At 62.1% G+C, this 23,871-nt stretch carries 22 protein-coding genes; 13 read left to right on the forward strand and 9 right to left on the reverse strand.

The genetic code is table 11. The annotated features are described in order from the left end of the window. The first annotated feature begins 7 nt into the window (after positions 1–7). On the forward strand, positions 8–277 hold the full coding sequence (locus QP884_RS00750) for a permease (RefSeq protein ID WP_284820180.1): 270 nt from the start codon (positions 8–10) through the stop codon (positions 275–277). Here the strand turns inward: QP884_RS00750 and rarD are convergent. After that, positions 264–1,115 (reverse strand): EamA family transporter RarD, encoded by an 852-nt coding sequence (gene rarD, locus QP884_RS00755; protein ID WP_284820181.1) that lies wholly within the window; start codon positions 1,113–1,115, stop codon positions 264–266. The genes QP884_RS00750 and rarD overlap by 14 nt on opposite strands. A gap of 45 nt (positions 1,116–1,160) precedes the next feature. Between rarD and dnaE the strand changes: the two genes are divergently transcribed. Together dnaE and QP884_RS00765 are read left to right on the forward strand one after the other, a co-directional pair. Continuing rightward, entirely contained in the window at positions 1,161–4,733 is a 3,573-nt protein-coding gene (gene dnaE, locus QP884_RS00760) for a DNA polymerase III subunit alpha (protein ID WP_284820182.1), read from the forward strand. Between the two features lie 72 nt (positions 4,734–4,805). Further along, positions 4,806–5,996 carry a cobalamin-independent methionine synthase II family protein gene (locus tag QP884_RS00765; protein ID WP_284820183.1) on the forward strand — a complete coding sequence of 397 codons (1,191 nt, stop codon included), beginning with the start codon at positions 4,806–4,808 and terminating at the stop codon, positions 5,994–5,996. Positions 5,997–6,045: 49 nt separating this feature from the next. Here QP884_RS00765 and QP884_RS00770 read toward each other — a convergent pair whose 3' ends face one another. After that, positions 6,046–6,531 (reverse strand): hypothetical protein, encoded by a 486-nt coding sequence (locus QP884_RS00770; RefSeq protein WP_284820184.1) that lies wholly within the window; start codon positions 6,529–6,531, stop codon positions 6,046–6,048. A gap of 62 nt (positions 6,532–6,593) precedes the next feature. Next, complete coding sequence (locus tag QP884_RS00775) at positions 6,594–8,459, reverse strand: choice-of-anchor I family protein (RefSeq protein ID WP_284820185.1); 1,866 nt, start codon at positions 8,457–8,459, stop codon at positions 6,594–6,596. Between the two features lie 99 nt (positions 8,460–8,558). Between QP884_RS00775 and ilvA the strand changes: the two genes are divergently transcribed. The 4 genes from ilvA to QP884_RS00795 are packed head-to-tail and all read left to right on the forward strand — an operon-like array spanning position 8,559 to position 11,100. After that, complete coding sequence (gene ilvA, locus QP884_RS00780; protein ID WP_284820187.1) at positions 8,559–9,827, forward strand: threonine ammonia-lyase IlvA; 1,269 nt, start codon at positions 8,559–8,561, stop codon at positions 9,825–9,827. Then, positions 9,827–10,465, forward strand: coding sequence for a YigZ family protein (locus tag QP884_RS00785; protein ID WP_284820189.1), 639 nt, complete (start codon positions 9,827–9,829; stop codon positions 10,463–10,465). The genes ilvA and QP884_RS00785 overlap by 1 nt, the downstream gene beginning before the upstream one ends. Positions 10,466–10,467: 2 nt before the next feature. After that, positions 10,468–10,710 (forward strand): hypothetical protein, encoded by a 243-nt coding sequence (locus tag QP884_RS00790; protein WP_284820191.1) that lies wholly within the window; start codon positions 10,468–10,470, stop codon positions 10,708–10,710. Continuing rightward, a complete protein-coding gene (locus QP884_RS00795) occupies positions 10,711–11,100 on the forward strand; it encodes an RNA-binding S4 domain-containing protein (RefSeq protein ID WP_005324575.1) in 390 nt (129 codons plus the stop codon). Between the two features lie 21 nt (positions 11,101–11,121). Here the strand turns inward: QP884_RS00795 and QP884_RS00800 are convergent, their stop codons facing one another. The 5 genes from QP884_RS00800 to QP884_RS00820 all read right to left on the reverse strand — a co-directional run bounded on the left by QP884_RS00800 (position 11,122) and on the right by QP884_RS00820 (position 16,933). Further along, a complete protein-coding gene (locus tag QP884_RS00800; RefSeq protein WP_239283096.1) occupies positions 11,122–12,120 on the reverse strand; it encodes a GTP pyrophosphokinase in 999 nt (332 codons plus the stop codon). Between the two features lie 10 nt (positions 12,121–12,130). Continuing rightward, a complete protein-coding gene (locus QP884_RS00805; RefSeq protein WP_005328828.1) occupies positions 12,131–12,748 on the reverse strand; it encodes a hypothetical protein in 618 nt (205 codons plus the stop codon). 80 nt (positions 12,749–12,828) lie between these two features. Next, on the reverse strand, positions 12,829–14,160 hold the full coding sequence (locus QP884_RS00810) for an exonuclease domain-containing protein (protein WP_284820194.1): 1,332 nt from the start codon (positions 14,158–14,160) through the stop codon (positions 12,829–12,831). Positions 14,161–14,173: 13 nt separating this feature from the next. Then, complete coding sequence (glgX, locus tag QP884_RS00815) at positions 14,174–16,372, reverse strand: glycogen debranching protein GlgX (RefSeq protein WP_284820196.1); 2,199 nt, start codon at positions 16,370–16,372, stop codon at positions 14,174–14,176. 21 nt (positions 16,373–16,393) lie between these two features. Continuing rightward, entirely contained in the window at positions 16,394–16,933 is a 540-nt protein-coding gene (locus tag QP884_RS00820; RefSeq protein ID WP_239193189.1) for a TetR family transcriptional regulator, read from the reverse strand. 164 nt (positions 16,934–17,097) lie between these two features. On the opposite strand from QP884_RS00820, the gene QP884_RS00825 reads away from it, so the two are divergent. Together QP884_RS00825 and QP884_RS00830 are read left to right on the forward strand one after the other, a co-directional pair. Beyond that, positions 17,098–17,892: a hypothetical protein gene (locus tag QP884_RS00825; RefSeq protein WP_284820199.1), complete on the forward strand. Its 795-nt coding sequence runs from the start codon at positions 17,098–17,100 to the stop codon at positions 17,890–17,892. An 81-nt stretch (positions 17,893–17,973) separates the two neighbouring features. After that, a complete protein-coding gene (locus QP884_RS00830; protein ID WP_284820201.1) occupies positions 17,974–18,378 on the forward strand; it encodes a hypothetical protein in 405 nt (134 codons plus the stop codon). Positions 18,379–18,387: 9 nt separating this feature from the next. Here QP884_RS00830 and QP884_RS00835 read toward each other — a convergent pair whose 3' ends face one another. Further along, positions 18,388–19,284, reverse strand: coding sequence for a YbjN domain-containing protein (locus QP884_RS00835; protein WP_284820203.1), 897 nt, complete (start codon positions 19,282–19,284; stop codon positions 18,388–18,390). A gap of 126 nt (positions 19,285–19,410) precedes the next feature. On the opposite strand from QP884_RS00835, the gene hisD reads away from it, so the two are divergent. The 4 genes from hisD to QP884_RS00855 all read left to right on the forward strand — a co-directional run bounded on the left by hisD (position 19,411) and on the right by QP884_RS00855 (position 23,871). Next, positions 19,411–20,721, forward strand: coding sequence for a histidinol dehydrogenase (gene hisD, locus QP884_RS00840; protein WP_284820204.1), 1,311 nt, complete (start codon positions 19,411–19,413; stop codon positions 20,719–20,721). Continuing rightward, positions 20,722–21,852 (forward strand): histidinol-phosphate transaminase, encoded by a 1,131-nt coding sequence (locus QP884_RS00845; RefSeq protein WP_284820205.1) that lies wholly within the window; start codon positions 20,722–20,724, stop codon positions 21,850–21,852. Next, the gene (hisB, locus tag QP884_RS00850; RefSeq protein WP_284820206.1) at positions 21,849–22,451 is read left to right on the forward strand and encodes an imidazoleglycerol-phosphate dehydratase HisB; all 603 of its coding nucleotides are present in this window, start codon (positions 21,849–21,851) and stop codon (positions 22,449–22,451) included. The genes QP884_RS00845 and hisB overlap by 4 nt, the downstream gene beginning before the upstream one ends. Before the next feature lie 169 nt (positions 22,452–22,620). Beyond that, positions 22,621–23,871 carry an MFS transporter gene (locus QP884_RS00855; protein ID WP_284820207.1) on the forward strand — a complete coding sequence of 417 codons (1,251 nt, stop codon included), beginning with the start codon at positions 22,621–22,623 and terminating at the stop codon, positions 23,869–23,871.

Here is a 23,871-nt window from a genome sequence, read left to right on the forward strand (position 1 = left end):
TAGACCCATGTCCTCACAGCAGCCCTTTTCGCAGTGGATGCCCAACTACAAATTTGCCTATATCGCCGCGTGGGTCGCGGTGGTGGTTTCCGGCATCGCGCTTTTAATCGGCCTTGTCACCGGCGGCACCTCGATGACGCTGGTGTTTTCCGGGATCGTATGTGCCTATGGCATTTTCCTCGTCGTGGTGATGCCGCGCTGGGCGCTGCGGGCAGAAGAGGAACAGGCGGCGCGTCGCCGTGCCCGCGCCGCCCGCGAGGAACTTAGGCGCTCCTAGCCATGCGCACCAAGTCGGCGACGTAAATCGTCACCGCCACGCCGATGATGCCGAAGCCGATCCAGCGGTGCGTCGAAAAGTGCTCGTGGGTGACAAAGAGCGCCCACAGCATCTGCATGATGGGGGTGAGGTATTGGAGCATGCCGATCGTCGATAAGCGCAGCGTCCGTGCGCCCTCCGCAAAGCAGAGGAGCGGCAGCGCGGTAATCAAGCCGGCGCTGACCAACAGCAGCGCGTGGCCGACGCCCTCGCTGGCGAATGTGCCCTGGCCGCTTGCTTCTAGCCACAGGATGTAGCCCACCGCCAGCGGTGACATCACGAGAGCCTCCGCCGCGACCGAGACGGCCGAGGATACCCGGACCTGCTTTTTGAGCAGCCCATAAAAGCCGAAGCTGAAGGCTAACAACAGCGAAATGTACGGCGCTTGGCCGGTAAAGAACGTCAAGTACAGCACCGCGATGGCCGCAACGCCCACCGCGCCGGCCTGCCACGGCCGCAGCCGCTCCTTCAAAAACACCATGCCGAGGGCGACCGACACCAGGGGATTGATGAAATACCCCAGCGCCGCATCGGCCACGTGGTTGCTATTAATCGCCACCACGTAGGTGCCCCAATTGACCGTGATGAACACGCCCGTGGCCGCAAGCCAACCCCAGGTGCGCTTGCCCATGCGCGCCATTTCGCGCCACCGGCCGCTGAGGAGCAAAAATCCCGTGACCAGCACCGCGGTCCACAACACGCGGTGAGCCAAGATTTCCAGCGGCGATGCCGGCAGCAACAGAGGGAAGAACGCGGGGAAAAATCCCCACATGATGTAGGCGGCGAGCGTGTAGAGCATCACAAAATAATAGCCCATTTTGACCGCCCCGCTATGATGAGCCGCATGGCCAAAAACTCCTCCTTCGTCCACCTGCACAACCACACCGAGTTTTCCATGCTGGACGGCATGGCCAAGGTCGATATGCTGGCCGACGAGGTGGTCCGCCAGGAAATGCCGGCCGTCGGTATGACCGACCACGGCAACATGTATGGCTCTGATGCCTTCTACCGCCGCATGACCGGTGCCGGCGTCAAGCCCATCATCGGCATCGAGGCGTATATGGCGCCCGAATCCCGCTTCAACAAAAAACGCGTGCTGTGGGGCACGCCGGATCAAAAGCGCGACGACGTCTCCGCGTCCGGCGCCTACCTCCACCAAACGATGATCGCGGAGAATGCCACCGGCCTGCGCAACCTCTTTACTCTGTCCTCGCTGGCTTCCTACGAGGGCCAGTTGGGCAAGTGGCCGCGCATGGACGCCGAGCTCATTGCCGAGCATGCCGACGGCATCATCGCCACCACCGGTTGTCCCTCTGGCGACGTCCAGACCCGCCTGCGCCTGGGCCAGTTCAACGAGGCGCTGGAGGCCGCGGCCATGTGGCAGGACATCTACGGCACGGACAACTTCTTTTTGGAGTTGATGGACCATGGGCTGGACATCGAAAAGCGCACCCGCGATGGGCTACTAGAGATCGGCCGCAAGCTGGACTTGCCGCCGCTGGTGACCAATGACTGCCACTACGTGTTGGAGTCCCAGGCGCCGGCGCACGAGGCGATGCTGTGCGTGCAGACCGGCAAGACGTTCATGGATCCGGACCGCTTCAAGTTCGGCGGCACCGGCTACTACATTAAGTCGGCCGCGCAGATGCGCGAGACCTGGGACGATATGATTCCAGACGGCTGCGATAACACCCTGTGGATTGCCGAGCGAGTGCAAGACTACGGCGAAATCTGGGAAGAACACACCCACGATCGCATGCCTATTGCCGACGTCCCCGAGGGCCACACCCCAACCTCCTGGCTCACCCATGAGGTGATGGAGGGCCTGCAAAAGCGCTTCCCCGGCCAGGATGTTCCGGAGGAATATATCGAGCGCGCCAAGTATGAAATCTCCGTTATTGAGATGAAGGGCTACCCGTCCTACTTCCTCATCGTGGCCGAGCTCATTAAGCACGCGCGCTCCGTGGGCATTCGTGTGGGGCCGGGCCGTGGCTCGGCGGCCGGCGCGCTCGTCGCCTACGCGCTGACCATTACCAATATCGACCCGCTGGAGCACGATCTCCTCTTCGAGCGATTCTTGAACCCAGAACGCCCGTCCGCACCCGATATCGATATCGACTTTGACGACCGCCGTCGCGGCGAAATGATTACCTATGCGGCCGAGCGCTGGGGCGAGGACAAGGTGGCGCAGGTGATTACCTTCGGCACGGTGAAGACCAAGCAGGCCATTAAGGATTCGGCCAAGGTGCACTTTGGCCAGCCCGGCTTCCAGATGGCCGACCGCATCAACGGCGCGCTGCCGCCGGCGATCATGGCCAAGGACATTCCGCTTAAAGGCATCACGGACCCGGACCACGAGCGTTACTCCGAGGCCGCCGAGGTCCGCCAGATGGTGGAGTCCGACCCAGATGTGAAAAAGATTTATGACACGGCGCGGGGTTTGGAGGGCGTCGTCAGGCAGGCGGGCGTGCACGCCTGTGCGGTGATTATGGCTTCGGTCCGGCTCATGGACCACATTCCTATGTGGAAGCGCCCGGCCGACGGCGCTTATATCACCGGCTGGGATTACCCGGCGTGCGAGGCCATCGGCCTGCTGAAGATGGACTTTTTGGGCCTGCGCAACCTCACCGTTATCGGCGATGCGATTGAAAACATCAAGCGCAACCGCGGCGAAGAAATCCACTTGGAGCAGCTGCATGCCGACGACCCCAAGGTCTCCAAGGTCTATGACCTACTCTCGCGCGGCGATACGCTGGGCGTTTTCCAGCTCGACTCCGGCGGCATGCAGGAGCTTCTCAAGCGCATGAAGCCGACCGGCTTTAAGGATATTGTGGCCTCCCTTGCGCTCTACCGCCCGGGCCCGATGGGTGTGAACGCCCACTGGGACTACGCGGACCGCAAGAACGGCCGTAAGGAAATCACTCCAATTCACCCGGAGTTGGAAGAGCCGCTCAAGGAAATCCTGGATGAGACCTACGGCCTCATCGTCTACCAGGAGCAGATCATGCGTATCTCGCAGAAGGTCGCCAACTACACGGCCGGCGAGGCAGATGGTTTCCGTAAGGCAATGGGTAAGAAGAAGCCCGAAGTGCTGGCCCAGCAGTACGACAAGTTCTGGGGCGGCATGCAAGAAAACGGCTACTCCAAGTCCGCCATGGACGCGCTGTGGGGCACCATCGAGCCCTTCGCGTCCTACGCGTTTAACAAGTCCCACGCCGCGGGCTACGGCTTGGTGTCCTTCTGGACGGCCTACCTCAAGGCTTACTACGCGCCGGAATACATGGCCGCGCTGCTGACCTCGGTGGGCGATAAGAAGGATAAGTCCGCCATCTACCTATCGGACTGCCGCCACCTGGGCATCAAGGTGCTGCCGCCGTCCGTCAACGAGTCCGAGGAGGACTTCCAGGCGGTGGGAGAGGATATTCGCTTCGGCATGGGCGCTATCCGCAATGTTGGCTCGGAAGTGGTGGAGTCCATCATCAAATCCCGCCACGACAAGGGCGCGTTTACCTCCTTTAGCGATTACCTGGACAAGATCGAGCTCACCGCCTGCACTAAGCGCGTGACAGAAGCGCTGATTAAGGCCGGCGCCTTCGATGACTTGAACCACCCGCGCAAGGGCCTCATGCTCATCCACGAGGACGCGGTGGATGCGGTGCAAACCACCAAGAAGGCCGCGGATAAGGGACAGTTCGATCTCTTCGCTGGAATCGGCGGGGGAGAAGACGACGCGGCCTCCAATGCCTTTGCCTTGGATATCCCAGAAGACAACTGGGATCGTAAACACGAACTTGCCCTCGAGCGCGAGATGCTGGGCCTATATGTTTCCGGTCACCCTCTCGATGGTTTCGAGGAGGCGCTGGCCGCGCAGACGGATACCCCGCTGACTAAGATCCTCAACGACGAGGTACATAACGGCCAAGAGCTCATCATCGGCGGCATCATTTCGGGCGTGGACCGTCGCTTCTCCAAGCGCGATGGCTCGCCGTGGGCCATTGTTACGGTGGAAGACCACAACGGCGCGCAGGTGGAAATCCTGGTATTCAACAAGGTGTACTCGCTCGTCGCCCCGCAGATTGTGGAGGACAATATCATCCTCGCGCGCGTGAACGTCAAGGTGCGCGATGAGCGCCGCTCGCTGTTCTGCTCCGATATCCGCGTGCCGGAGCTGGGCCCGGGCGGTGGCGCCGGCCTGCCGCTGCGCCTGACCATGCGCACGGATCAGTGCACCATGGAAAACATTGCCCGGCTCAAGCAGGTCCTGCTCAAAAACCAGGGCGAGTCGGATGTGTACCTCGAGCTTGTCGATGGCTCCGAGTCCACCACCATGATCCTCGGCGACCACCTGCGCGTGGAGCGATCCGGCAATCTCATGGGCGACCTCAAGGCCACCATGGGTGCGGGCATATTAGGCTGAATTTAAACTCTGCGGCCGCAGGTCCCCTCCACTAATCTAGACAGCACAGTCTATAACGATGGAGGAAACCTGATGGTGAACAAGATTCGCACCACCCACGTCGGCTCGCTGCCGCGCACCCCGGAGCTGCTGGAAGCCAACCTGCAGCGCGGGGAGCTGCCGGCCGCGGAGTTTCAGGGGATTTTGGAGGCTGCGGTGGCGGACGTCGTCAAGCGGCAGCTCGATCCCGGCCTCGATATCATTAACGAGGGCGAGTACGGCCATATCACCTCTGGTGCGGTGGATTATGGCGCGTGGTGGAATTATTCGTTTAGCCGCCTGGGCGGGCTGACGATGACGGATACCGACCGCTGGGAATCGGCCGAGGTGGTGCGCTCCAAGCCGGGTGAGCCGCGGCTGACGTCGTTTATTGATCGCCGCGACCGCGCGTTGTTCTCGGAGGCCTATAATGACCCGGATTCTGGCATTTTCACCGGCCGCGCCAAGGTGGCGAACCCAGAGTTCACCGGCCCTGTGACCTACATCGGCCAGGACGAGGTCGCCGCCGATGTGCGCCTGCTTGCCGACGCCCTCCCGGCCGGCACCCCCGGCTTCATCGCCGCCCTTTCGCCCGGCTCGGCAGCGCGCCTGACCAACCGCTACTACGACGATGAGCATGAGCTGCTTGCCGACGTCGGCTACGCCATGCGCACCGAGTACCAGGCCATCACCGATGCTGGGCTTACTGTTCAATTCGACGCGCCCGACCTGGCCGAGGCTTGGGACCAAATCAATCCCGAGCCGTCGGTGGAAGACTTCCGCGGTTTCATTCGCGAGCGCATCGATGTGCTCAATGATTCCATCTCTGGCCTGCCCAAGGAACAAACGCGCCTGCACATCTGCTGGGGCTCCTGGCACGGCCCGCACGTTACCGACGTGCCCTTTGCAGATATCGTCGAGGAAATCCTGCGCGCCGAGGTCGGTGGATTCTCCTTCGAGGCCGCGTCGCCGCGCCACGCGCATGAGTGGCGCGTATGGAAGGACCACGCGCTGCCGGAAGGCACCGTGATTTACCCGGGCGTGGTCTCTCACTCCACCAACGCGGTAGAGCATCCGCGCCTCGTGGCCGATCGCATCATCCAATTCGCTGAGGTAGTCGGCCCGGAAAACGTCATCGCATCGACCGACTGCGGCTTGGGCGGCCGCCTGCACCCCCAGATTGCTTGGGCGAAGCTGCAGTCCTTGGTCGAGGGCGCGGAGATTGCTACCCGCGAACTCTTCTAAAACGCACAAAGCCGCTCCGGAGTTCCGGAGCGGCTAAATTATTCAGTGCTTAGAAGCGCACGCCCAGCTGCTTGAGGGCGTTCTTCATCGGCTCCAGCACAGCCGGGTTCACCTTGGCAACCAAGGTGAGGGCCTGCAGCAGCGCGGCAACGAGGCTGGCGGCCACGGTAACCCAGTTCATGACCTCGAGGAACTTCTCTGGGGAGGAAGAACCCCAGATGGGAAGCTTCTTGAGTGCCTCGATCTGTTGCGCCTCTGCCTCCTCGGCTACGCAGTCCGGCTCCTTTGGCATTCCGGAAGAGCCGTAGCCGTTGGCCAAGCCCTGCATGAGCTCCTGCGGGGTGCGGGCGGAAGATCCGAGCTCGCCGCTCTCAATCTTCTTGAGGTGCTCTTCCTTGGCGTTGTCGACCTCGGCCTGGCATTCAGCCGAGATCTGCTTCGGCTGCGCTTCGGCGGCAGAAGCGGTAGCTGGTGCAACGAGGCCCGCTGCCACTGCAGTTGCGGCGACGAGCGAAGTGCTGAGACGGTTGCGCATGGTTCTCCTTTAGAGTGAGAGGTATTAGCCTCAAATAATTTAGCAGCTAAATCCCAGAAGATCTATGGCAAAAGCTTGCGCACCTGGGCCGGCAACAGCGCGTAGAACTCGTCGACGGTCTTCGGCAGGAAGCCCAGCGCCCCGCCAATCAGGGCGCCAAGACCTACCAAGCCGGCCACGATGCCCACGCCGGCGGCGACGCTGCTGCCGTTGCTGCTGTTGCTGGAACCGTCGGAGCTGCCGGATGCGGCAGGGGAGTCGGCGTTGTCGGAGGCGTCGGCGAGCAGGTCCTTGACGGAGAACACGGTGGTGGTGCCGGAGACCTCGTTGCCGGCGATGAGGAGCGCGTCATCGCTAGGGGAATCTGCGGCGGGAACGAAGGCTAGGCCCTCTGGTCCGAGGTCGCCGGCCTTGGTGGTGGCAGCGACATCGTCCTCGTCGTAGCCGACGGAGAAATCGCGATTGTTGACGTAGGTGACAAACTTTGTTTCGGCGGGGGTGGTTACGTCGTAGACAAAGATGCCGCCCACGCGCTCTGCGCCGATGAAGGCGTAGGTGCGATCGCCAACCGTGCCGATGGTCAAGGCTTCCGGCTCTGGTCCCTTGTTATCGGAGCGGTCATCGAAATCCGGATCCTCGTTATCGGCGTTGAAGTTCAGGCCGGGGATTTCCTTGGTGATGTTCTCGAAGTCCGCACCGGAGTCGAAGACGACGTTGCCCTCGGCGTCGTAGATGCTAAAGGAGCGCGAGCCATAGGAATATAGGCCGTCAAAGCACTCCTTTTCTTCATTCCAGCCAGAAGCGTTGGTGAGCTTGAGGTTGCCGGCAAACTTCTTATCCTCGATGCCCTCGGGAAGCTCGAGATCATCGCAGACCTTGCCGTCCTTTACTAGGTCCTTGAGCTCTACTTCGTCGGTATAGCCTCCCCACTCGCGGGCATCGCCCTCGTTGGCGGTGGCGAAATAGGTCTGGCCTTCTGCCTCGAAAGCGCCGATGGAGTCCGGCATGGACAGGCCCTTGACCGGAATGGTGCGCAGCTCCGCGGCGTCATCCTTATTGGACGGATCCAGCGGCACCTGGGAGTGGTCTGCGATATAGGCGGGGATTACCTTTTCTACGGTGGCGGACTCGATATCGATGACCGCGATGGCGTTGTTTTCCTGCAGCGTGGCATAGGCCTTGCCGCCCGCAGAGGAGATGTACTCCGGCTCGAAGTCCCGCGAAGGCAGGTTATGGTGCGCGGAAGGGCCGAAGACGCGGATCGAAGGGTCGAGGTCGGCGGTGTCAAAGGCGCTGAAGTCGGCCGTGTGGACGTCGCTAAGCGCGGGCGCCGCGACGTCCTCAGGCAGGCTGATGACGGAAATGGAGCCCTCTGGGTCCTTGAGGTAGGCGGTGCCCTCGGCGTTGAGGGCGTCGGAAGGCTCGCCCTCGTTGGCAACCAGCGCGTGGCGGCCGTCGGCGGTGAGGTGCACGTTATCGGGCAGGGCGCCAACGCCTACGCGCCCAAGCTCCTCGCCGGTTTCGGCATTGAAGAACAGCGCCTCGCCGTTGTCGGTTTTGTCCGCCTGCTGTACTGCGGCGACGGCCAGGCCATCGGGGCGCACGGCCACGGAGTTGATTTCCTTGTCCCCGCCGGCGGAGAGGGCGCCGACCTTGCGCGGCTGAGTGGGATCGGAGGCGTCCAGGATATCGACCTCGCCAGAGCGCGCATTGACGGTGAGGATGCGCTGGGACGCAGCGTGGTAGGCGACGATTTCGGCGGCGGATTTGCCCAGCACGCCGGATTCATGGGAACCGATGGGAGTCAGCTGCAGTGCCGCGTTGGGGGCGGAGTGTTCCAGCACGTTATCCACGATGTGGGCGTGGGCGGCCGGGGCACAGGCGAGGACGAGCGAGGAGGTAACGCAGAGAGAGATGCGCTTGAGCATAAGTATTCCTTTCTTGTGGTTATGTCCACTATTGCTGATGGAGGTAACGGTGCAACTAAAGGACAGTGAATTTCCAGTGAATGGGTAGACTGTCAAGACATGACTGATTCGACCATCCATGCATCCGATATCCAGCAGGCGCAGGCGCGGATTAGCTCGGAAATCGCCCCGACTCCGCTGCAGTACTGCGCCCGGCTGTCGGCCGAGACGGGCTGCGAGGTCTATCTCAAGCGGGAGGATCTGCAGGACGTGCGCTCCTATAAGATTCGCGGCGCGTTAAACGGTATGTCGAATGTTCCCCAGGAAGAGCGCGGCCGGGGAATTGTTACGGCCTCGGCCGGCAACCATGCGCAGGGCGTGGCCTATGCCTGCCGCACGATGGGCATTGCCGGCAAGATTTTCGTGCCGGAGCCCACGCCGATGCAAAAGCGCGACCGCATCCTGGTCCATGGCGGCGACCAGGTGGAGCTGGTGGTGGTCGGCGCCAACTTCGACGAGGCAGCCGCGGCCGCGCATGCCGACGCCGCCGAGCGCGACGCCACCTTCATCGAGCCCTTCGACGCCCGCGATACCATCACCGGGCAAGGCACGGTTGCGGCGGAAGTTCTGGCGCAGCTTTCGGCCAAGGGCAAGTCGCTCGACACCATCGTCGTTCCGGTGGGAGGCGGCGGCCTGATTTCTGGCATCACCTCCTACGTGGCGGATATGGCGCCGCAGACTCGGGTGGTGGGTATGGAGCCGGAGGGGGCGGCGTCGCTCAGAGCGGCGTTTGACCACGGCGGACCGGTCACGCTGGAGGAAGTCGACCCCTTCGTGGATGGCGCGGCCGTCAAGCGCCTTGGCGCGCTGCCCTATGAGATTTTGCAGGCCAATCGCGAGCGCCTGAGCTTCGATACCGTGTCCGAGGGCGCGGTGTGCACGGACTTGCTCAACCTGTATCAAAATGAGGGCATCATTGCGGAGCCGGCCGGTGCACTGTCGGTGGCGGGCCTGCACCAATTGGACCTGGAACCGGGCGCGACGGTGGTGTGCGTAATTTCCGGCGGCAATAACGATGTGCTGCGCTACGCCGAAATCATGGAGCGCTCCCTGGTCCACCGCGGCCTGAAGCATTACTTCCTGGTGAATTTCCCGCAGGAGCCGGGCCAGTTGCGCCATTTCTTGCACGAGATTTTGGGCCCGACCGATGACATCACGCTCTTTGAGTACCTCAAACGCAATAACCGCGAGACGGGCGCTGCGCTGGTGGGCCTGCAGCTTAGCCGTGCCGAGGATCTCCAGGGCCTGCTAGAGCGCATGGGAGAATCCAAGATTTCGGTGCAGTACCTTAAGCCCGGCACCCCCGAGTACGAATTCCTCGTGGCCTAATGCAGAATTCTTATCGTCGCCCAGTAGGCCAGGTCGAACACGAAATTGAAATTAAGCGCTCCCGGTTTATTACCTTGATTGGTCGCGTCACCAATGAGGAAGAGGCTCGCGCGTTTATCGACGCCGCCCGCAGCCGCTTTCCCGACGCCCGCCACCACTGTTCCGCCTACGTCTATCACGTTGATGGTGCGAACCCGGTGGAGCGCTCTTCCGATGACGGCGAGCCCTCCGGTACGGCCGGAAAGCCGATGCTGGACGTGGTGAAGGGCTCCGGCATGCTCGATGTGTGCGCGGTGGTCGTGCGCTACTTCGGCGGCATCAAGTTGGGCGCTGGCGGGTTAGTGCACGCCTATGGTGGTGCGGTGAGCGAGACCATGGAGAAGGTGCGCGCAGTAACTAGGGCGCGCCGGGAGCTTTATGCCGTGGAGTGCCCACATGCGACGGCCGGGCGGGTAGAGGCGGACCTGCGCGGGCGCGGCTATGAGATAATCGATACCGCCTATGCGGCCGCGGTGACTTTTACACTAGCCGTGCGCCCAGGCGGGCTGGACGAGCTGGAAGCTACGCTGGCAGCGATCTCGCAGGGCCAGCTCGAAGCGGCAGAGGCGGGCAGCGCGTGGGTTGAGGTAGGATCCTGACCATGACTATGCAGCAACGACCGAATAACCCCATTGCGCAGCGCAAGCAGCAGGTGCGCAAGCACTCCCGCAACGCCGTCGTATGCGTGGCCGGCGGCATCGGTGTGGGCGCAGTGCTGGGTGTGCTATCGGCGGCTAGTTTCTGGGCCTGGATGTTGGTGGGCGCCATCGTCGCCGTGGTTGGTGGCGGCTATAACTGGCTGAAGATCCAGAAAATCGTCAACGAGAACCATAACCAGTACTAGATGCCGGCACCGCAACCTAGCGGCCGCCCCGTCAGGATCGATGCCTGGGTGTGGGCCGTTCGCATGTTTAAAACCCGCTCCGCGGCCGCGACGGCCGTGCGCGCCGGGCACGTGAAGATCAATGGCGAGGCCGTCAAGCCTTCCCAACAGGTGGTGCCGGGCGACCGCGTGCGCGTGTGGCGCAACCACCATGAGCATGACCTCGAGGTTTTAGCGACCGTCGCCAAGCGCGTCGGCGCGCCCGTCGCGCGCACCTGCTATACGGACCACGCGCCGCCGCCGCCGCCCAAGGAGTTTCTGCCGTCGGTTCCCGTGCGCCCGCGCGGTGCCGGTCGGCCGACGAAGAAGGAACGCCGCGATATGGAGAAATTCCGCGGCGGTTTCCGGTAAGTTGCCGAAAATCCTGCGCGGCTAGTGGGCGGCGCGCAGGGCTTTCAGGCGCGCAGTAAGCCGCCGCTTGCGGCCTGGGCGGTCGCCGGATTCGGCGGTGGCCTCGATGTGCTGCTTGCCAAACTTGTTGAGCAGGAGGTCGTCGATAAGCCGCACCTGGCCGGGGCGGAAACGGTAGCGCATGGCGTCGTGGACGTGGGCAATGGCGGTGTCATCCAACAGCTGCTCAAGCTGTCCTAGGTGGCGCACGCCGTTTTGCTCGAGGAGCTCCGCCAAGAAGCGGTAGTGCTCCGAGCGCGAGAGCGGGAAGCGGTTGCCCAAAATGATGGCGAGCACGCCCGGCAGGGTCTCGGCGGTAAGCTCGACGTCCTTGTCGGTTTCTGTATCGGGTGCCTTGAGCGCGGCAATCTCATCGAATTGCTGGTCTGCAAGCTCGATAAGGCCCGCGGCCAAGGTAAAGAGGCGATCTACCTCCGGCGAGGGCGGGTTCGGTCCCTGCTTATAGCGGATATCGTGCTCAAATTCTGCCCATGCGTGCTGCAGGACGGTGCGAATCTGCACCTCAAAGGTCCATCCCACGTAGGCGGCGAGCTCTTCCATCGCAGCCGCGCTATCTTCGGTCACGGTAAGCACCAGGTGGTGGGAGCCGTAGCCAAAGCCGCCAGAGATGCGAGTTTCGGCCGCCTTGTCTACGGAGCGTTCAACCTTAAAGGATTCACCGAAAACGTCTAGCGCTTCTGGAATTGCGGTGGAGTGATACAGGGTGACGCGCACTCCCATGACGTCGTGAATCTCGTCCCACGGCTGGGGATAGACAAAATCGCCGTTCTCGCGGCGCTTTTTGGCCTTCGCCTTCAACGAGGGCCAGGTCTTTACGCGGGTAGACACGCGGTCAAAGATGATGCCGGCGTCATTGAGGAGGTCCTCGATGGCGGTGCGGAAGTCCACCGCGGCGGTGGGGTGGCTGCGCGCCCAGTCGTGGTACTGGTTGCTCAGCCGCGACATCCTACTTTCCGGCATAGTGCTCCTTTCATAACTCCCGCGGGAATCCGTTAGACCATACTAGCGGGCGTGGGTGGAGCACGGTGCGATGGCGGGGCACGCGCGCGACGGCATCGGCGGCCAGCTGGCGGGCATAGGTATCCGGCAGGTGGGCAAAGGCAAAGAGCGTGGCGGAGTCCGGAACTAGGTAGGTCAGGGAGTGCGATCGCAGGAGCCGGCGCATGTGCTTGTCCAGCACGGTAAAGGTCTCCGGGTGGGCAATCCAGGAGGAAATTGGTGCGCCGTGGGAGCGGACCTGCAAGCCACCGAAACGGGCGGCGGAAGGAAGCTCGCAGGCGGCGGGGCGGGTCCAAAAGCGCAGCCCTTGCGAATCGAGTGCGGCGCGCTGCAGGTTATGGGAGGCGTGGTTCCATGCTCGGCGCGCGGAGATATCCATGTCCGCGAGGCCGCGGTGGCTGAGCCGGCGAAAGGTCTGCTTGCCGGGAAAGACCAGCGCCATGGATAAGCTCGGGGAGAGCTGGATGGTGGCGAGGGAGTCGCAGAAGCCGTCGTCAGAAAGCCGCTGCTCTTTCAGCCAGGAACGGGCAAAGAGCGCAGGCAGCAGGTTTGCGGTGGTGGGTCGAGGCGGGCGCAGGGCGACGGTCACGGCGGTTTCTCCAGTGCGGCGGTAGGGTGCGGTCGCCTTTATTGGACTGGAGAAACCGCCGTTTGGTTCCCTGGGTGGGCCTAGAAGGGCGGCTCTGCGTCGAGCTGCAGCTCAGCAAAGAGCTTATCGGCCGGCCAGATGTCAATTTCTTGGCCCTTGGCCTGCAGCTCCTCTGCGCGCTTTTCCTTGGAGGTTTTCTTGGCCCATTCGCCCACGATGAGCAGGGTGGACTTTTTGGTGACGTTCTTTGCCACTTGGCCACCGCGCTCGGCGATGCCCTGCCACAGCACGCCCTTATCGTAGGGCTCAAAATCACCGGTGAGGGTGACGTGCTGGCCGTAGAGTGCGCCTTCTGGGTCGGCGTCTGGGTTGGGCTCTGGGATAGTGTCTGGCGTGGCGACGGCCTGCCAAGGGGCAGGACCGCTGGGCTTCTTTTTCTTGGCACCGGCTGCGCGGGTCTGGTCGCGGAAGTCGGTGCCAGCGCCGAGATCCGCGCCGGAGGTGGGGGCGGTGTGGGCGCGTAGGACGGGCAGGATGGCCTCGGAGTCGAGGCGACCCAAGGTGAATTCGCGGGCGGTGAATAGATCGCGGATGCTGCCGGTGTGCCCGAAGCGCTCGGCCAAACGGGCGATGATTTCGCCGGCCGCACGAGCATCCTCGGTGGCGTCGTGGTGGCTGAAGTCCGGCGCAGACAGGTGGGCGGCGACGGTGGGCAGCTTGTGGTTGCGCACCGAAATAACCTTGGCCTTGGAGGCATCGCGGGACAGCGCGAGGGAGCAGGCCAGCGGCACGGTGGGCACCTCGGCACCGGCAGTAAGGAGGCCGGAGCGCAGTGCGGTGGAATCGAACTGGGCGTTGTGCGCGACAAGCACGTCGCCGCCGAGGAAATCGAAGAGCTCCTTGGCAACGTCGGCAAATGCCGGCGCCCCTTTCACATCGTCCGCGGTAATACCGTGTATGGAGACGTTGATATCCGCAAAGTGCTCAAGGCCTGGTGGAGGGGTGCACAGCCAGGACCGAGAGGCGGTCTCCTGGCCGTCGCGGAAGCGCACCGCGCCAATTTGGCAGATAGAGCCCCAGTTGTCGTTGGCCGTTTCCACGTCCACGGCAGTGAAATCAAGGCCGGGGATGGTGGCGGCGGAAGAGGGTGCTTCGCCGCGCTGTGCGGCGGAAATGGCGCGGGCGACTGCCTGCGGGGCTTGGTGCGGGGCGAAGGCGATAGTGCCGGCGGCGCCCAAGTCCAGGGCGCCGAAGCCGGTGGGGGTCGGTTCACTCACGCGCACGGTGTCGATGGACTCAAGCGGGATATCCTGCGTGGCGGGGGCGCCGAGGCTGGTAGCCAGCAGGGTGCGGTGGAGCACGAGTTTATCCGCTGTGACATCGATGAGTGCGCCGTGCGCGGGAAATGACACGAGGGGCCTTTCTCTAGGAATCGAAGATGGGCGGTTCAATCTGACGCAGAATCAGCGTTGAACGCGGCTGCACCGTGATCGTACCCTCTGCCTCAATGAGGGTTTCCTCCGCGGGGTAGCCGCCGGAATCGGCGGTATCGACCATCAGCCGCCACGTAGCGCCGAGATCCTTGGTGGGCAGGGTGAACTCGATTTCGCCGTCGTGGGAGTTGAAGATCATGATGAAGGAATCATCGATGATGCGTTCGCCGCGGGCGGTGGTTTCCGTAATGGCATTGCCATTGAGGTAGACCATGAGGGCGCGGCCGAAGTCGTGGTCCCAGTCGTCTTGGGTCATCAGGCGGCCCGAAGGCACCAGCCAGGCGATATCGCGTTCCTTAACATCCGCGCCGAGCGGGCCGCCGGCCAAGAAGCGCTTGCGGCGGAAGACTGGGTGGTGGTTGCGAATGGACAGCACGCGCTTGGTAAAGCCCAGCATCGCGGCGGATTTTTCTTCCTTCAGCATGGACCAGTCCATCCATGACAGCTCGTTGTCCTGGCAGTAGACGTTATTATTTCCGTCCTGCGTGCGGCCGAATTCATCGCCGTGCGAAAGCATAGGAGTGCCCTGGGAAAGCAGGAGAGTGGTCAGGAAGTTGCGGGCCTGGCGGCGGCGCAGCTTGCGGATATCGTCGTTATCGGTGGGGCCTTCCTCGCCACAGTTCCAGGAGCGGTTGAAGGATTCGCCGTCGCGGTTGTCCTCGCCATTGGCCTCGTTGTGCTTGTCGTTATAGGAAACAAGATCGTGCAGGGTAAAGCCATCGTGGGCGGTGATGAAGTTGATGGAGGCGGTAGGGCGGCGGTCATTATCGGCATAGAGGTCCGAAGAGCCGGTCAGGCGGGAGGCGAATTCACCCAGGGTAGCGGGCTCGCCGCGCCAGAAGTCGCGCACGGTATCGCGGTACTTGCCGTTCCATTCGCTCCAAATCGGCGGGAAATTGCCCACCTGGTAGCCATCGTGGCCGATGTCCCAGGGCTCGGCGATGAGCTTAACCTGGCTGACAATGGGGTCTTGCTGGACTAGGTCGAAGAAGGTAGCGAGCTTGTCGACGTCGTCAAGCTCCCGCGCCAAGGTCGCCGCCAGGTCGAAGCGGAAGCCATCGACGCGCATCTCCGTAACCCAGTAGCGCAGCGAATCCATAATCAGCTGCAGCGAGTGCGGGTGGCGGACATTGAGGGAATTGCCGGTGCCGGTGTAATCCATGTAGTGGGCCTCATCGCCCTCGACGAGGCGATAGTAGGCGCCATTGTCGATGCCGCGGAAAGCAATGGTCGGGCCCATGTGATTGCCCTCGGCGGTGTGGTTATAAACCACGTCGAGGATGACCTCGATGCCGGCCTCGTGGAAGGCGCGAACCATGGTCTTGAATTCGGAGACCACCTCGCCCGGCTTCTTGGCAAAGGCATAGTCATGGTGCGGGGCGAAAAAGCCGAAGGTGTTATAGCCCCAGTAGTTGCGCAGACCCAGGTTGCGCAGGCGATCGTCTTGCAGGAATTGGTGGACGGGCATGAGCTCAACGGTGGTAACGCCAAGCTCTTTGAAGTAGTCAATGACGGCCGGGTGGGCCATGCCGGCATACGTGCCGCGGAGCTCTTCCGGCACGTCCGGATGGGTCATGGTCATGCCCTTGACGTGGGTTTCGTAGATGACCTTTTCGTTATCCGGAATATGGGGGCGGTGGTCGCTGCGCCAGTCAAAGAAGGGGTTAATGACCACCGACAGCATGGTGTGGCCCAGCGAGTCTTCCTCGTTGCGGCCGGTGCCAGGCTCCTCGGCATGGATGTCATAGGAGTAAAGGGAGGCATCGCCGTCGAATTCGCCGTCGAACGCCCGGGCATAGGGGTCTACAAGGAGCTTGGAAGGATCGCAGCGCAGGCCGTTTTCTGGTTCATAGGGGCCATAGACGCGGTAGCCGTACCGCTGCCCAGGGGTGACATTGGGGAGGTAAATATGCCACACATGGGCGGTGACCTCCGACATTTCGATGCGTTCCTCGGTGCCTTCTTTGTCGATGAGGCAGAGCTCGACCTTGTCTGCTACCTCGGAAAACAGGGCAAAGTTGGTGCCGGATCCGTCAAAAGTGGATCCCAGCGGGGTGGGTTTGCCGGGCCAGATTTGGCGGCCGTAGCGCTCGGTGGGCGTGGGGACTGCGTCCATGGCGGGAGTGTTCATGCCCACGAGCATAACCATTTTTTAGGCGCCGGCGCCGTGCGTAAGTCCAGCGTTAATAATGCGTACGCCGCGAATGAGGTCTGCGCGATAATCTGCGGCGGGAGTCTCGCCGGTGGTTTCTGCAAGCTGGCGTTGGGACTGTTCCATCAAGGTGGCGCCGAGCACGAGGTGAATGGCGGAGAGCGCGGCAGCGCGGTGGGCGCTGTCGGCAGCGAGGGTGCTGCGCGTGGCAGCAGCGGTGAAGGCCGCCAAGAGGCGGTCCCAGGCAGGAGCCTGCGGGAGGGAGAGGCCGGCAATGACTACCTCAGCGCCGTCGCGGCGGGCGAGCAGCAAATCACGAAGATTGAGGCTGATATCCTCGAGCGACTCCCCAGAAACGGGGGAGGTAATGTCTTCCGCTAGGGCTGCAATGAGCGCTTGCTTATTGGCAATGTGCCAGTAGAGCGCGCCGGGGGCGACGCCGAGGGAGGAAGCAACGCGGCGCATGGTGACGTCGCCAAGCCCGTAGGTATCAAGCAGGGAAAGAGCGGCGTCGATAATACTCTCGCGGTTTATGTGCACCTTGGCAATTGTACGGACTTGGCCGGGCAGGACGGTAGTTCACAGGTTCTTTTAACGGAGTCTCAATGTCATTTCCATCGTCGGGTTGTTAGTATTGCGAAGACAAATAAGAGGCCGCCCTTGGGGTGGCTTCACATTCGCAAGATTGATTCAGGAGCTTTCCCTTGTCCTTTTTGACCCCTGCAAAGAAGTCCCTCATCGCAGTTGCGCTGGTCACCCCGCTGGCGCTGGCTGCGTGTGGTTCGGATGATAATGACGACTCCAAGAAGGCCGCTGCCACCACGGCATCCAAGTCTTCTGAGGATAAGTCTGCAGATAAGTCCGAGGACAAAGATGCCGATAAGTCCAAGGACAAAGACAAGGACAAGGACAAAGAAAAGGATCAGAATAAGGACGGCGAAAACAAGGATGCCGCCGCAGGCGCAGAAGGCCAGGAAGGCGAGGACGGCGCTGCCGAGGGTCCGGATCAGCTGGCTAACCCGCTGAACAATGGTGAGGACCCGTTCGCTGGCGCGAAGGATATCAAGCCGATCGAGGGCGGCCAGGACGCTAATGATGGCGATAAGCAGGCCATCGAGCAGCTGGTTCGCGGCCAGCACGAGATCGATAACGTGAAGGAATACTTCAACTACATGCCGCAGCACGCCTGCCAGGCGGTTCGCGATGAGCAGTCCCAGGAGTTCGGCCAGTACCAGCAGTACGTCGATAGCCTGCCGAACCAGTCCTTCGCCGAGTACGCCAACACCATGCGCCAGCAGGGCGGTGGCAACGCCGAGGTAGAGAAGTTCGCTAGCCAGTTGGAGTCCATCCCGCAGTCGACCAAGCTGCAGTCCGTCAACGACGTTGTGGTCAATGGCGACGATGCTTCTGCAACCGTGAGCGTGTCCAACTCCGAGGGCACCGAGACCTCTACGGTTCGCTTCCGCCGCGAGAATGGCAACTGGACCTTCTGTAACTAAGTGTCTCTGTTTAATCATCGGTTACCCCGCACCCTAGGTTTCGGTGCGGGGTTACTCGCGTGTGCGCTCTTAGTCTATGGCGTGGCCGGTGCGCTGTGGGGGCTTTTCCGGCCAACACTTACCGGCCATGAGGTAGACGATGGCGGCTATGCTATCGATGCGATGGGAAGCGCCCAGTTCATCGCCTTTATCACCTTTGCCCTCATTACCGGCCTGCTTGGTTTGTTCTTGGGGTTGGGCGCGTATCTGCGCCGGCAGGGGCGGGGCTTGTCGATGCTCCTGTGGGTCGGCGTATGTGCCCTGGCTGGGGCGGCGTCGTTTTATGTCTTTGGCGGGGTCACTGCCACGCATCCGCCAGAAAACCCAGGGGAAGTGGTTGAGTTCGCGCCAAATTTCTCCCCGGCCATCTCGTGGGCGGTTGCGCCCTTTATGGCGATGTTTGCCTATTGGTCCACGGCCTTTGTGAGTGCCGATGAAGATTGGTAATCCGCGCGTCTAGGGCCATTCGACGGGGGAGGCGCCGGTTACCTCGTGCGCGATGTCATCGATGCCGTGCAGGATGTGCTTGAGCCCGCGGCCGATGGCGCTAAAAAGTTGCGGCCGGGTAAGTCCCGCGGCGGTAATGGTGGCGGCATCCATCCGCACCTGCAGACCCTCGGAGGTGTGGTGGCAAAAGGCCACGGCGCCGTGGTGGGCGCGATTCCAGTCATTGCAAATGAGGAATAGCCGGGTAAATTCCGCCTCGTCCAGGCTGGGGTCCCAATGTCCTTTGATAATGAGGCTGGGCCCGTTGTCCAGTGCAAAGGCGAAAAGGACATCATTTACCCAGGCGTAGATGGCGGTGGCGCCGTCGCTTTGGAAGCGCTGGATGCCGATAAGCGGCAGGATCTCGGCCACGCTATCGAGGGTGAAGGGTTCTAAGGGGGCGTCGGCAAGCGGGGCAAGCTCCGGCGAGGCTTCGCGCACGAGGCCGGGGTGCGACTGAGCGAGCAGATCCATGAGTACCTCCGCGTTGCGCAGCGCCGGTAGGAGGAATGCCGCGAGCTGTTCGCGGCTAGGGGAGGTATCGGCCGGCAGATAACTATGGCCGGACACGCTCACGCAGTCGGGCTGGTCATAATCAACCACGACGGCCGGGGAGAGGCAATCGTGATTCCACTCGTTGGCCAGGTGTGCGAGCTCGGAGATCTCGCTGAGATCGACGCCGCCGCGGGGGCTGGTGTGCAGGTGGAGCACCGGTTCTTCCAGCTGGTCTACAAAAATGAAAGTGGAGCCACCGGCCGCATGTGGAACGAGAAGCTCGCCAGTTGGCAGCGCCCAGCAGGTCACGTCATTATCGCGAGCAATGGTGTGGGCATGCGCGAGCAGAAGAGAGGGTTCAATCTCGCTCATCGCTGCCACCACCTTAAAGCTGTGTTGACACCGAGTCTATAGCCCAAACCGGCCCCCTCGCTGGCGTTTGGCCATTAGGATATTGGTTTAATAACAGAAATCCGATAGGCAGAAGAGGATACGGGAATGCTTCGCACCATCGATCTGCGTGGCCACGAGCTGCGCCCCGCCCAGCTGCGGCGAGTTTTGCCGCGCGGTGGCACCGACGTCGCCGCCGTGGTGGACAAGGTGGCGCCGCTGGTTCATCGAGTACGCCACGAAGGCGCTGCGGCCGCCTTGGATTTTGGCGAGCAATTCGATGGCGTGCGCCCAACCCACCTGCGGGTGCCCCAAGCGGAGTTGGAGAAGGCCGCCTCCGGCCTAGACCCGCAGGTGCGCCAAGCGATTGAGGCCTCCATTGAGCGGGTCCGCAAGGTTCACGCCGAGCAGAAACCGGCCGCGCACACCACCGAGCTGGCGACAGGTGCCACGGTGACCGAGGTCTTTCGCCCCATCGAGCGCGTTGGGTTGTACGTGCCGGGAGGCAAGGCGGTCTATCCATCCTCGGTGATTATGAACGCCGTGCCAGCGCAGGCGGCCGGCGCGGAAAGCTTGGTGGTCGCCTCGCCGCCACAAAAAGAATTCGGCGGTCTGCCGCACCCCACGGTGCTGGCCGTGTGCCAGATGCTGGGCGTGGACGAGGTCTGGGCGGTAGGAGGCGGCCAAGCCATCGCGCTGATGGCCTACGGAGATGATGACGCCGAACTAGCCCCAGTGGACATGATTACCGGCCCTGGAAATATCTTCGTCACCGCGGCCAAGCGGTTGGTGCGCGGCGTGGTGGGCACCGATGCTGAGGCCGGGCCGACCGAAATCGCCATTATCGCTGATGACACCGCCAACCCGGTGTATGTTGCCTATGACCTCATCTCCCAGGCCGAGCATGATCCGATGGCCGCGAGCGTGCTCATTACGGCATCGGAAAGCTTGGCCCAGCGCGTATGTGCGGAGGTTGAAGCGCGCTACAGTGCTACCGCTCATGCGCAGCAGGCGGCCGAAGCTCTAGGCGGCGAGCAATCCGGAATTGTGTTGGTCGATTCCCTGGATGCAGCGGTGGCGGTGGCCAATGCCTATGCTGCTGAGCACCTGGAGATCCACACCGCAGAGCCTGGCGCGGTGGCCGAGCGGATTAAGCACGCCGGTGCCATCTTTGTAGGGGACTTTGCTCCAGTGCCGCTCGGAGATTACGCGGCCGGCTCCAATCACGTATTGCCCACCTCCGGTACGGCGCGCTTTTCTGCCGGCCTGTCTACTCATACCTTTATGCGGCCGGTCAACCTTATTAAGTATGACCGAGCTGCGTTGGAAGAGATTGCCCCGCACGCTATCGCTTTTGCGGAGGCCGAGGGGCTGCCCGCCCACGGTGAGGCTATCCGCGCCCGATTCGAGGAGAAGTAAATGACGCACCTTAACGATCTTCCCCTGCGCGAGGAGCTGCGCGGCAAGTCCGCCTATGGGGCGCCGCAACTCCACGTGGCCTACCAGCTCAATACCAACGAAAATCCTTATCCTCCCTCGCAGGCGCTAGTGGATGACTTGGTGGCGGAGACCCAGCGCCTTGCCACCACGCTCAATCGCTATCCGGAGCGCGATGCGGTGGAGCTGCGCCAGGCCCTGGCGGCTTATATCACTGAGCAAACCGGCGTGAGCGTGGGCTCTGAACAGGTATGGGCGGCCAATGGCTCGAATGAGATTTTGCAGCAGCTGCTGCAGGCATTCGGCGGTCCAGGCCGCAGTGTGCTCGGTTTCACCCCGTCCTACTCCATGCACCCTATCCTCGCGGACGGCACCCATACGCAGTTTGTGGAGTGCCCGCGCGATGAGAACTTCCGCATTGATATGGACCGGGCGCTCGCAGCCGTGGCGCAGCACCAGCCGGATATTATCTTTGTGACTACGCCGAATAACCCCACCGGTGGGGTGACTAGCGTGGACGATATTGCCGCGCTTGCCGACGCCGCCCCGGGCATCCTCATCGTCGATGAAGCTTATGGCGAATTTTCTTCCTCACCTTCTGCGGTAACGCTGCTGGATAAATACCCTACGAAGCTGGTGGTCTCGCGCACCATGTCTAAGGCCTTCGATTTTGCCGGCGGCCGCCTCGGATATTTCGTGGCGCACCCGGCCTTTGTGGAGGCCGTAATGCTGGTGCGGCTGCCGTACCACCTATCCGTGCTTTCCCAAGCGGCGGCGACGGTGGCGCTGCGCCATAGCGCGGATACGCTCGCCACCGTGGAAAAGATTGCCGCCGAACGCGAGCGGGTGGCCGCTCGCTTGCGCGAACTGGGCTATACCGTCCTGCCGAGCGAATCTAATTTTCTCTTCTTCGGGCGCTTTGCTGACCAACACCACGTGTGGCAGCAGTTCTTGGATAAGGAAGTGCTCATCCGCGATGTTGGCATCGCGGGCCACCTGCGCATGACGGTGGGACTGCCGGAAGAAAATTCGGCCTTTTTGGCCGTAGCCGAGGACCTTGCGGATACAGTAGTGGCTGATTCCCCGGCCGCAGGTGAAAGGAGCGAAGCATGAGCAACCGCGTAGGGCGCGCCCAGCGGGCGACGTCGGAATCGCAGATTTCTGTGGTCATCGACCTCGAGGGCACCGGGCGTAGCGATATTTCTACTGGCCTGCCTTTCTTTGACCACATGCTCACGGCCTTTGCTACCCATGGCAGTTTCGATCTCACCGTGCAGGCTAAGGGCGATGTGGAGGTAGACGCCCATCACACTGTGGAAGATACTGCGATCGTGCTCGGCACCGCGCTGCGCGAGGCGGTGGGGGATAAGGCCGGCATTCGCCGCTTTGGCTCCCAGCTTTTGCCCATGGATGAAACCTTGGTGGAAGCGGTAGTGGATTTTTCTGGTCGCGCCTATTTTGTCATGAACGGCGAACCAGAGCACCTGCAGTGGCAGACCATCGGTGGGCATTACGCCACCGTGATAAACCGCCACTTCTTTGAAACACTTGCCATCCACGCCGCGGTAACGCTCCACCTCAACGTGCGTTATGGCCGGGATCCACACCACATTACGGAGGCGGAGTTTAAGGCCGTCGCGCGTGCGCTGCGCGGTGCGGTGGAATTCGACCCCCGCCAGACTGGAATTCCATCGACGAAGGGAGCACTCTAGAACGCATGCACTTTATGATCTTGGTCCTCTTCCTCGTAGCTGGCATGTTGGTGGGAGGCGCATGGTCTGCCTACCAACAGGGGTCGAAGGCAATGACAGTAGTAGCCTCTCTTTTGGCCGCAATCACCGTGGTAGCAGCAATCTCGTGGATGGTAGGAGCGTTCGGTAAATGAGCAATACCCAAGAAACTAATATCTGGAAGGTACCTGGATATACCGCGACCATGTTGGCCATCGCCGCAGCCTTCGGTGCTTGGTCCATCCTCCTTCCAGTGGTGCCGCTAGCGGTGATTGACTCTGGTGGCTCAGCGACCTTGGCGGGCTCATCCACAGGCATCTTCATGGCCTTTACCGTGCTGACCCAGATCATCTCCCCGTGGCTCCTGCGCCGGTGGGGCTACCGCCGCGTGATGGCACTGTCCGCTTTTACCCTGGGTGTACCTGCCTTTGGCCACCTCTTGGGTACCGATGCTTGGGTTGTCCTGCTCTTTTCTGCCATGCGCGGCGTGGGTTTTGGCGCGCTGACCGTTTCTGAGTCCGCGCTTATTGCGGAACTGGCACCCGTACGCCTGCTGGGCAAGGCTACCGGCATGATTGGTGTCTTTACCGGTCTGGGCCAGATGGTCTTTTTGCCCCTAGGATTGATCATGGCGGAAAAGCTGGGTTATGCCTCGACGTATATCACCGCCGGCATCATTGGCTTTGTGGGCTTTGGCCTGTGCCTGCGCATTCCCAAGATTAAGGTCACGCTCGCCTCCGATACTGAAGAGGAGCCGAACCTTATCCGCGTTCCTACGTGGAAGTTGGTGCTCGTGCCCGCGCTGGCGCTGACTACCTTCTCCATGAGTTACGGTGCCGTGTCGTCCTTCCTACCGCCGGCGGTGCAAGAACTCGATGCAGAGCGCGGCGCTAGCTTGGCCGGCATCATGCTGTCCATCGTGGGCGGCGCCGCCATGATTTTCCGCTACTTTGCCGGCATGGTGGCAGACCGCGTGGGCACTCCTGGCCGGCTCTACATTCCCAGCCAGGTAATGGCGATCGTGGGCGTGCTTGCCATTGCCGTTCCTCTTTATCTCGATGGTTCCGTGTGGTGGCTCGTGCTGGGTGCCGTCCTCTTTGGCGGTGCCTTTGGTATTGCGCAAAATGAGGCCCTGCTGTCGATGTTTGATCGCCTGCCGCGCGAGCGCGTCTCGGAGGCTTCGGCCATCTGGAATATCTTCTATGACGGCGGCACCGGCTTGGGTTCGACTCTCTTGGGCGCCTTGGTCGCCGGCTACGGCTATGCAGGGGCTTTTGGGGCCGGCGTGGTCATCCTCGTCGCCGGCGTTGTGATGACGCTGGCAGATTTTATCCTTGGGCGCACCCGCGTGAGCGAAACCAACGATATCCGGACGCGCCTGCGTCGCATGCGTAAGGTATAG

The sequence above is a fragment of the Corynebacterium tuberculostearicum genome, from assembly GCF_030229345.1.
Lineage (GTDB): Bacteria > Actinomycetota > Actinomycetes > Mycobacteriales > Mycobacteriaceae > Corynebacterium > Corynebacterium tuberculostearicum_G.

What these genes read in the sequence shown, in the direction of transcription:
- QP884_RS00775 (WP_284820185.1), bottom strand. Translation starts at nt 8,459, where the DNA reads ATGCTCAAGCGCATCTCTCTCTGCGTTACCTCCTCGCTCGTCCTCGCC.
- QP884_RS00795 (WP_005324575.1), top strand. Translation starts at nt 10,711, where the DNA reads ATGCCGGCACCGCAACCTAGCGGCCGCCCCGTCAGGATCGATGCCTGG.
- ilvA (WP_284820187.1), top strand. Translation starts at nt 8,559, where the DNA reads ATGACTGATTCGACCATCCATGCATCCGATATCCAGCAGGCGCAGGCG.
- QP884_RS00785 (WP_284820189.1), top strand. Translation starts at nt 9,827, where the DNA reads ATGCAGAATTCTTATCGTCGCCCAGTAGGCCAGGTCGAACACGAAATT.
- QP884_RS00770 (WP_284820184.1), bottom strand. Translation starts at nt 6,531, where the DNA reads ATGCGCAACCGTCTCAGCACTTCGCTCGTCGCCGCAACTGCAGTGGCA.
- QP884_RS00750 (WP_284820180.1), top strand. Translation starts at nt 8, where the DNA reads ATGTCCTCACAGCAGCCCTTTTCGCAGTGGATGCCCAACTACAAATTT.
- hisD (WP_284820204.1), top strand. Translation starts at nt 19,411, where the DNA reads ATGCTTCGCACCATCGATCTGCGTGGCCACGAGCTGCGCCCCGCCCAG.
- hisB (WP_284820206.1), top strand. Translation starts at nt 21,849, where the DNA reads ATGAGCAACCGCGTAGGGCGCGCCCAGCGGGCGACGTCGGAATCGCAG.
- glgX (WP_284820196.1), bottom strand. Translation starts at nt 16,372, where the DNA reads ATGAACACTCCCGCCATGGACGCAGTCCCCACGCCCACCGAGCGCTAC.
- QP884_RS00855 (WP_284820207.1), top strand. Translation starts at nt 22,621, where the DNA reads ATGAGCAATACCCAAGAAACTAATATCTGGAAGGTACCTGGATATACC.
- QP884_RS00845 (WP_284820205.1), top strand. Translation starts at nt 20,722, where the DNA reads ATGACGCACCTTAACGATCTTCCCCTGCGCGAGGAGCTGCGCGGCAAG.
- dnaE (WP_284820182.1), top strand. Translation starts at nt 1,161, where the DNA reads ATGGCCAAAAACTCCTCCTTCGTCCACCTGCACAACCACACCGAGTTT.
- QP884_RS00835 (WP_284820203.1), bottom strand. Translation starts at nt 19,284, where the DNA reads ATGAGCGAGATTGAACCCTCTCTTCTGCTCGCGCATGCCCACACCATT.
- QP884_RS00800 (WP_239283096.1), bottom strand. Translation starts at nt 12,120, where the DNA reads ATGCCGGAAAGTAGGATGTCGCGGCTGAGCAACCAGTACCACGACTGG.
- rarD (WP_284820181.1), bottom strand. Translation starts at nt 1,115, where the DNA reads ATGCTCTACACGCTCGCCGCCTACATCATGTGGGGATTTTTCCCCGCG.
- QP884_RS00790 (WP_284820191.1), top strand. Translation starts at nt 10,468, where the DNA reads ATGACTATGCAGCAACGACCGAATAACCCCATTGCGCAGCGCAAGCAG.
- QP884_RS00765 (WP_284820183.1), top strand. Translation starts at nt 4,806, where the DNA reads ATGGTGAACAAGATTCGCACCACCCACGTCGGCTCGCTGCCGCGCACC.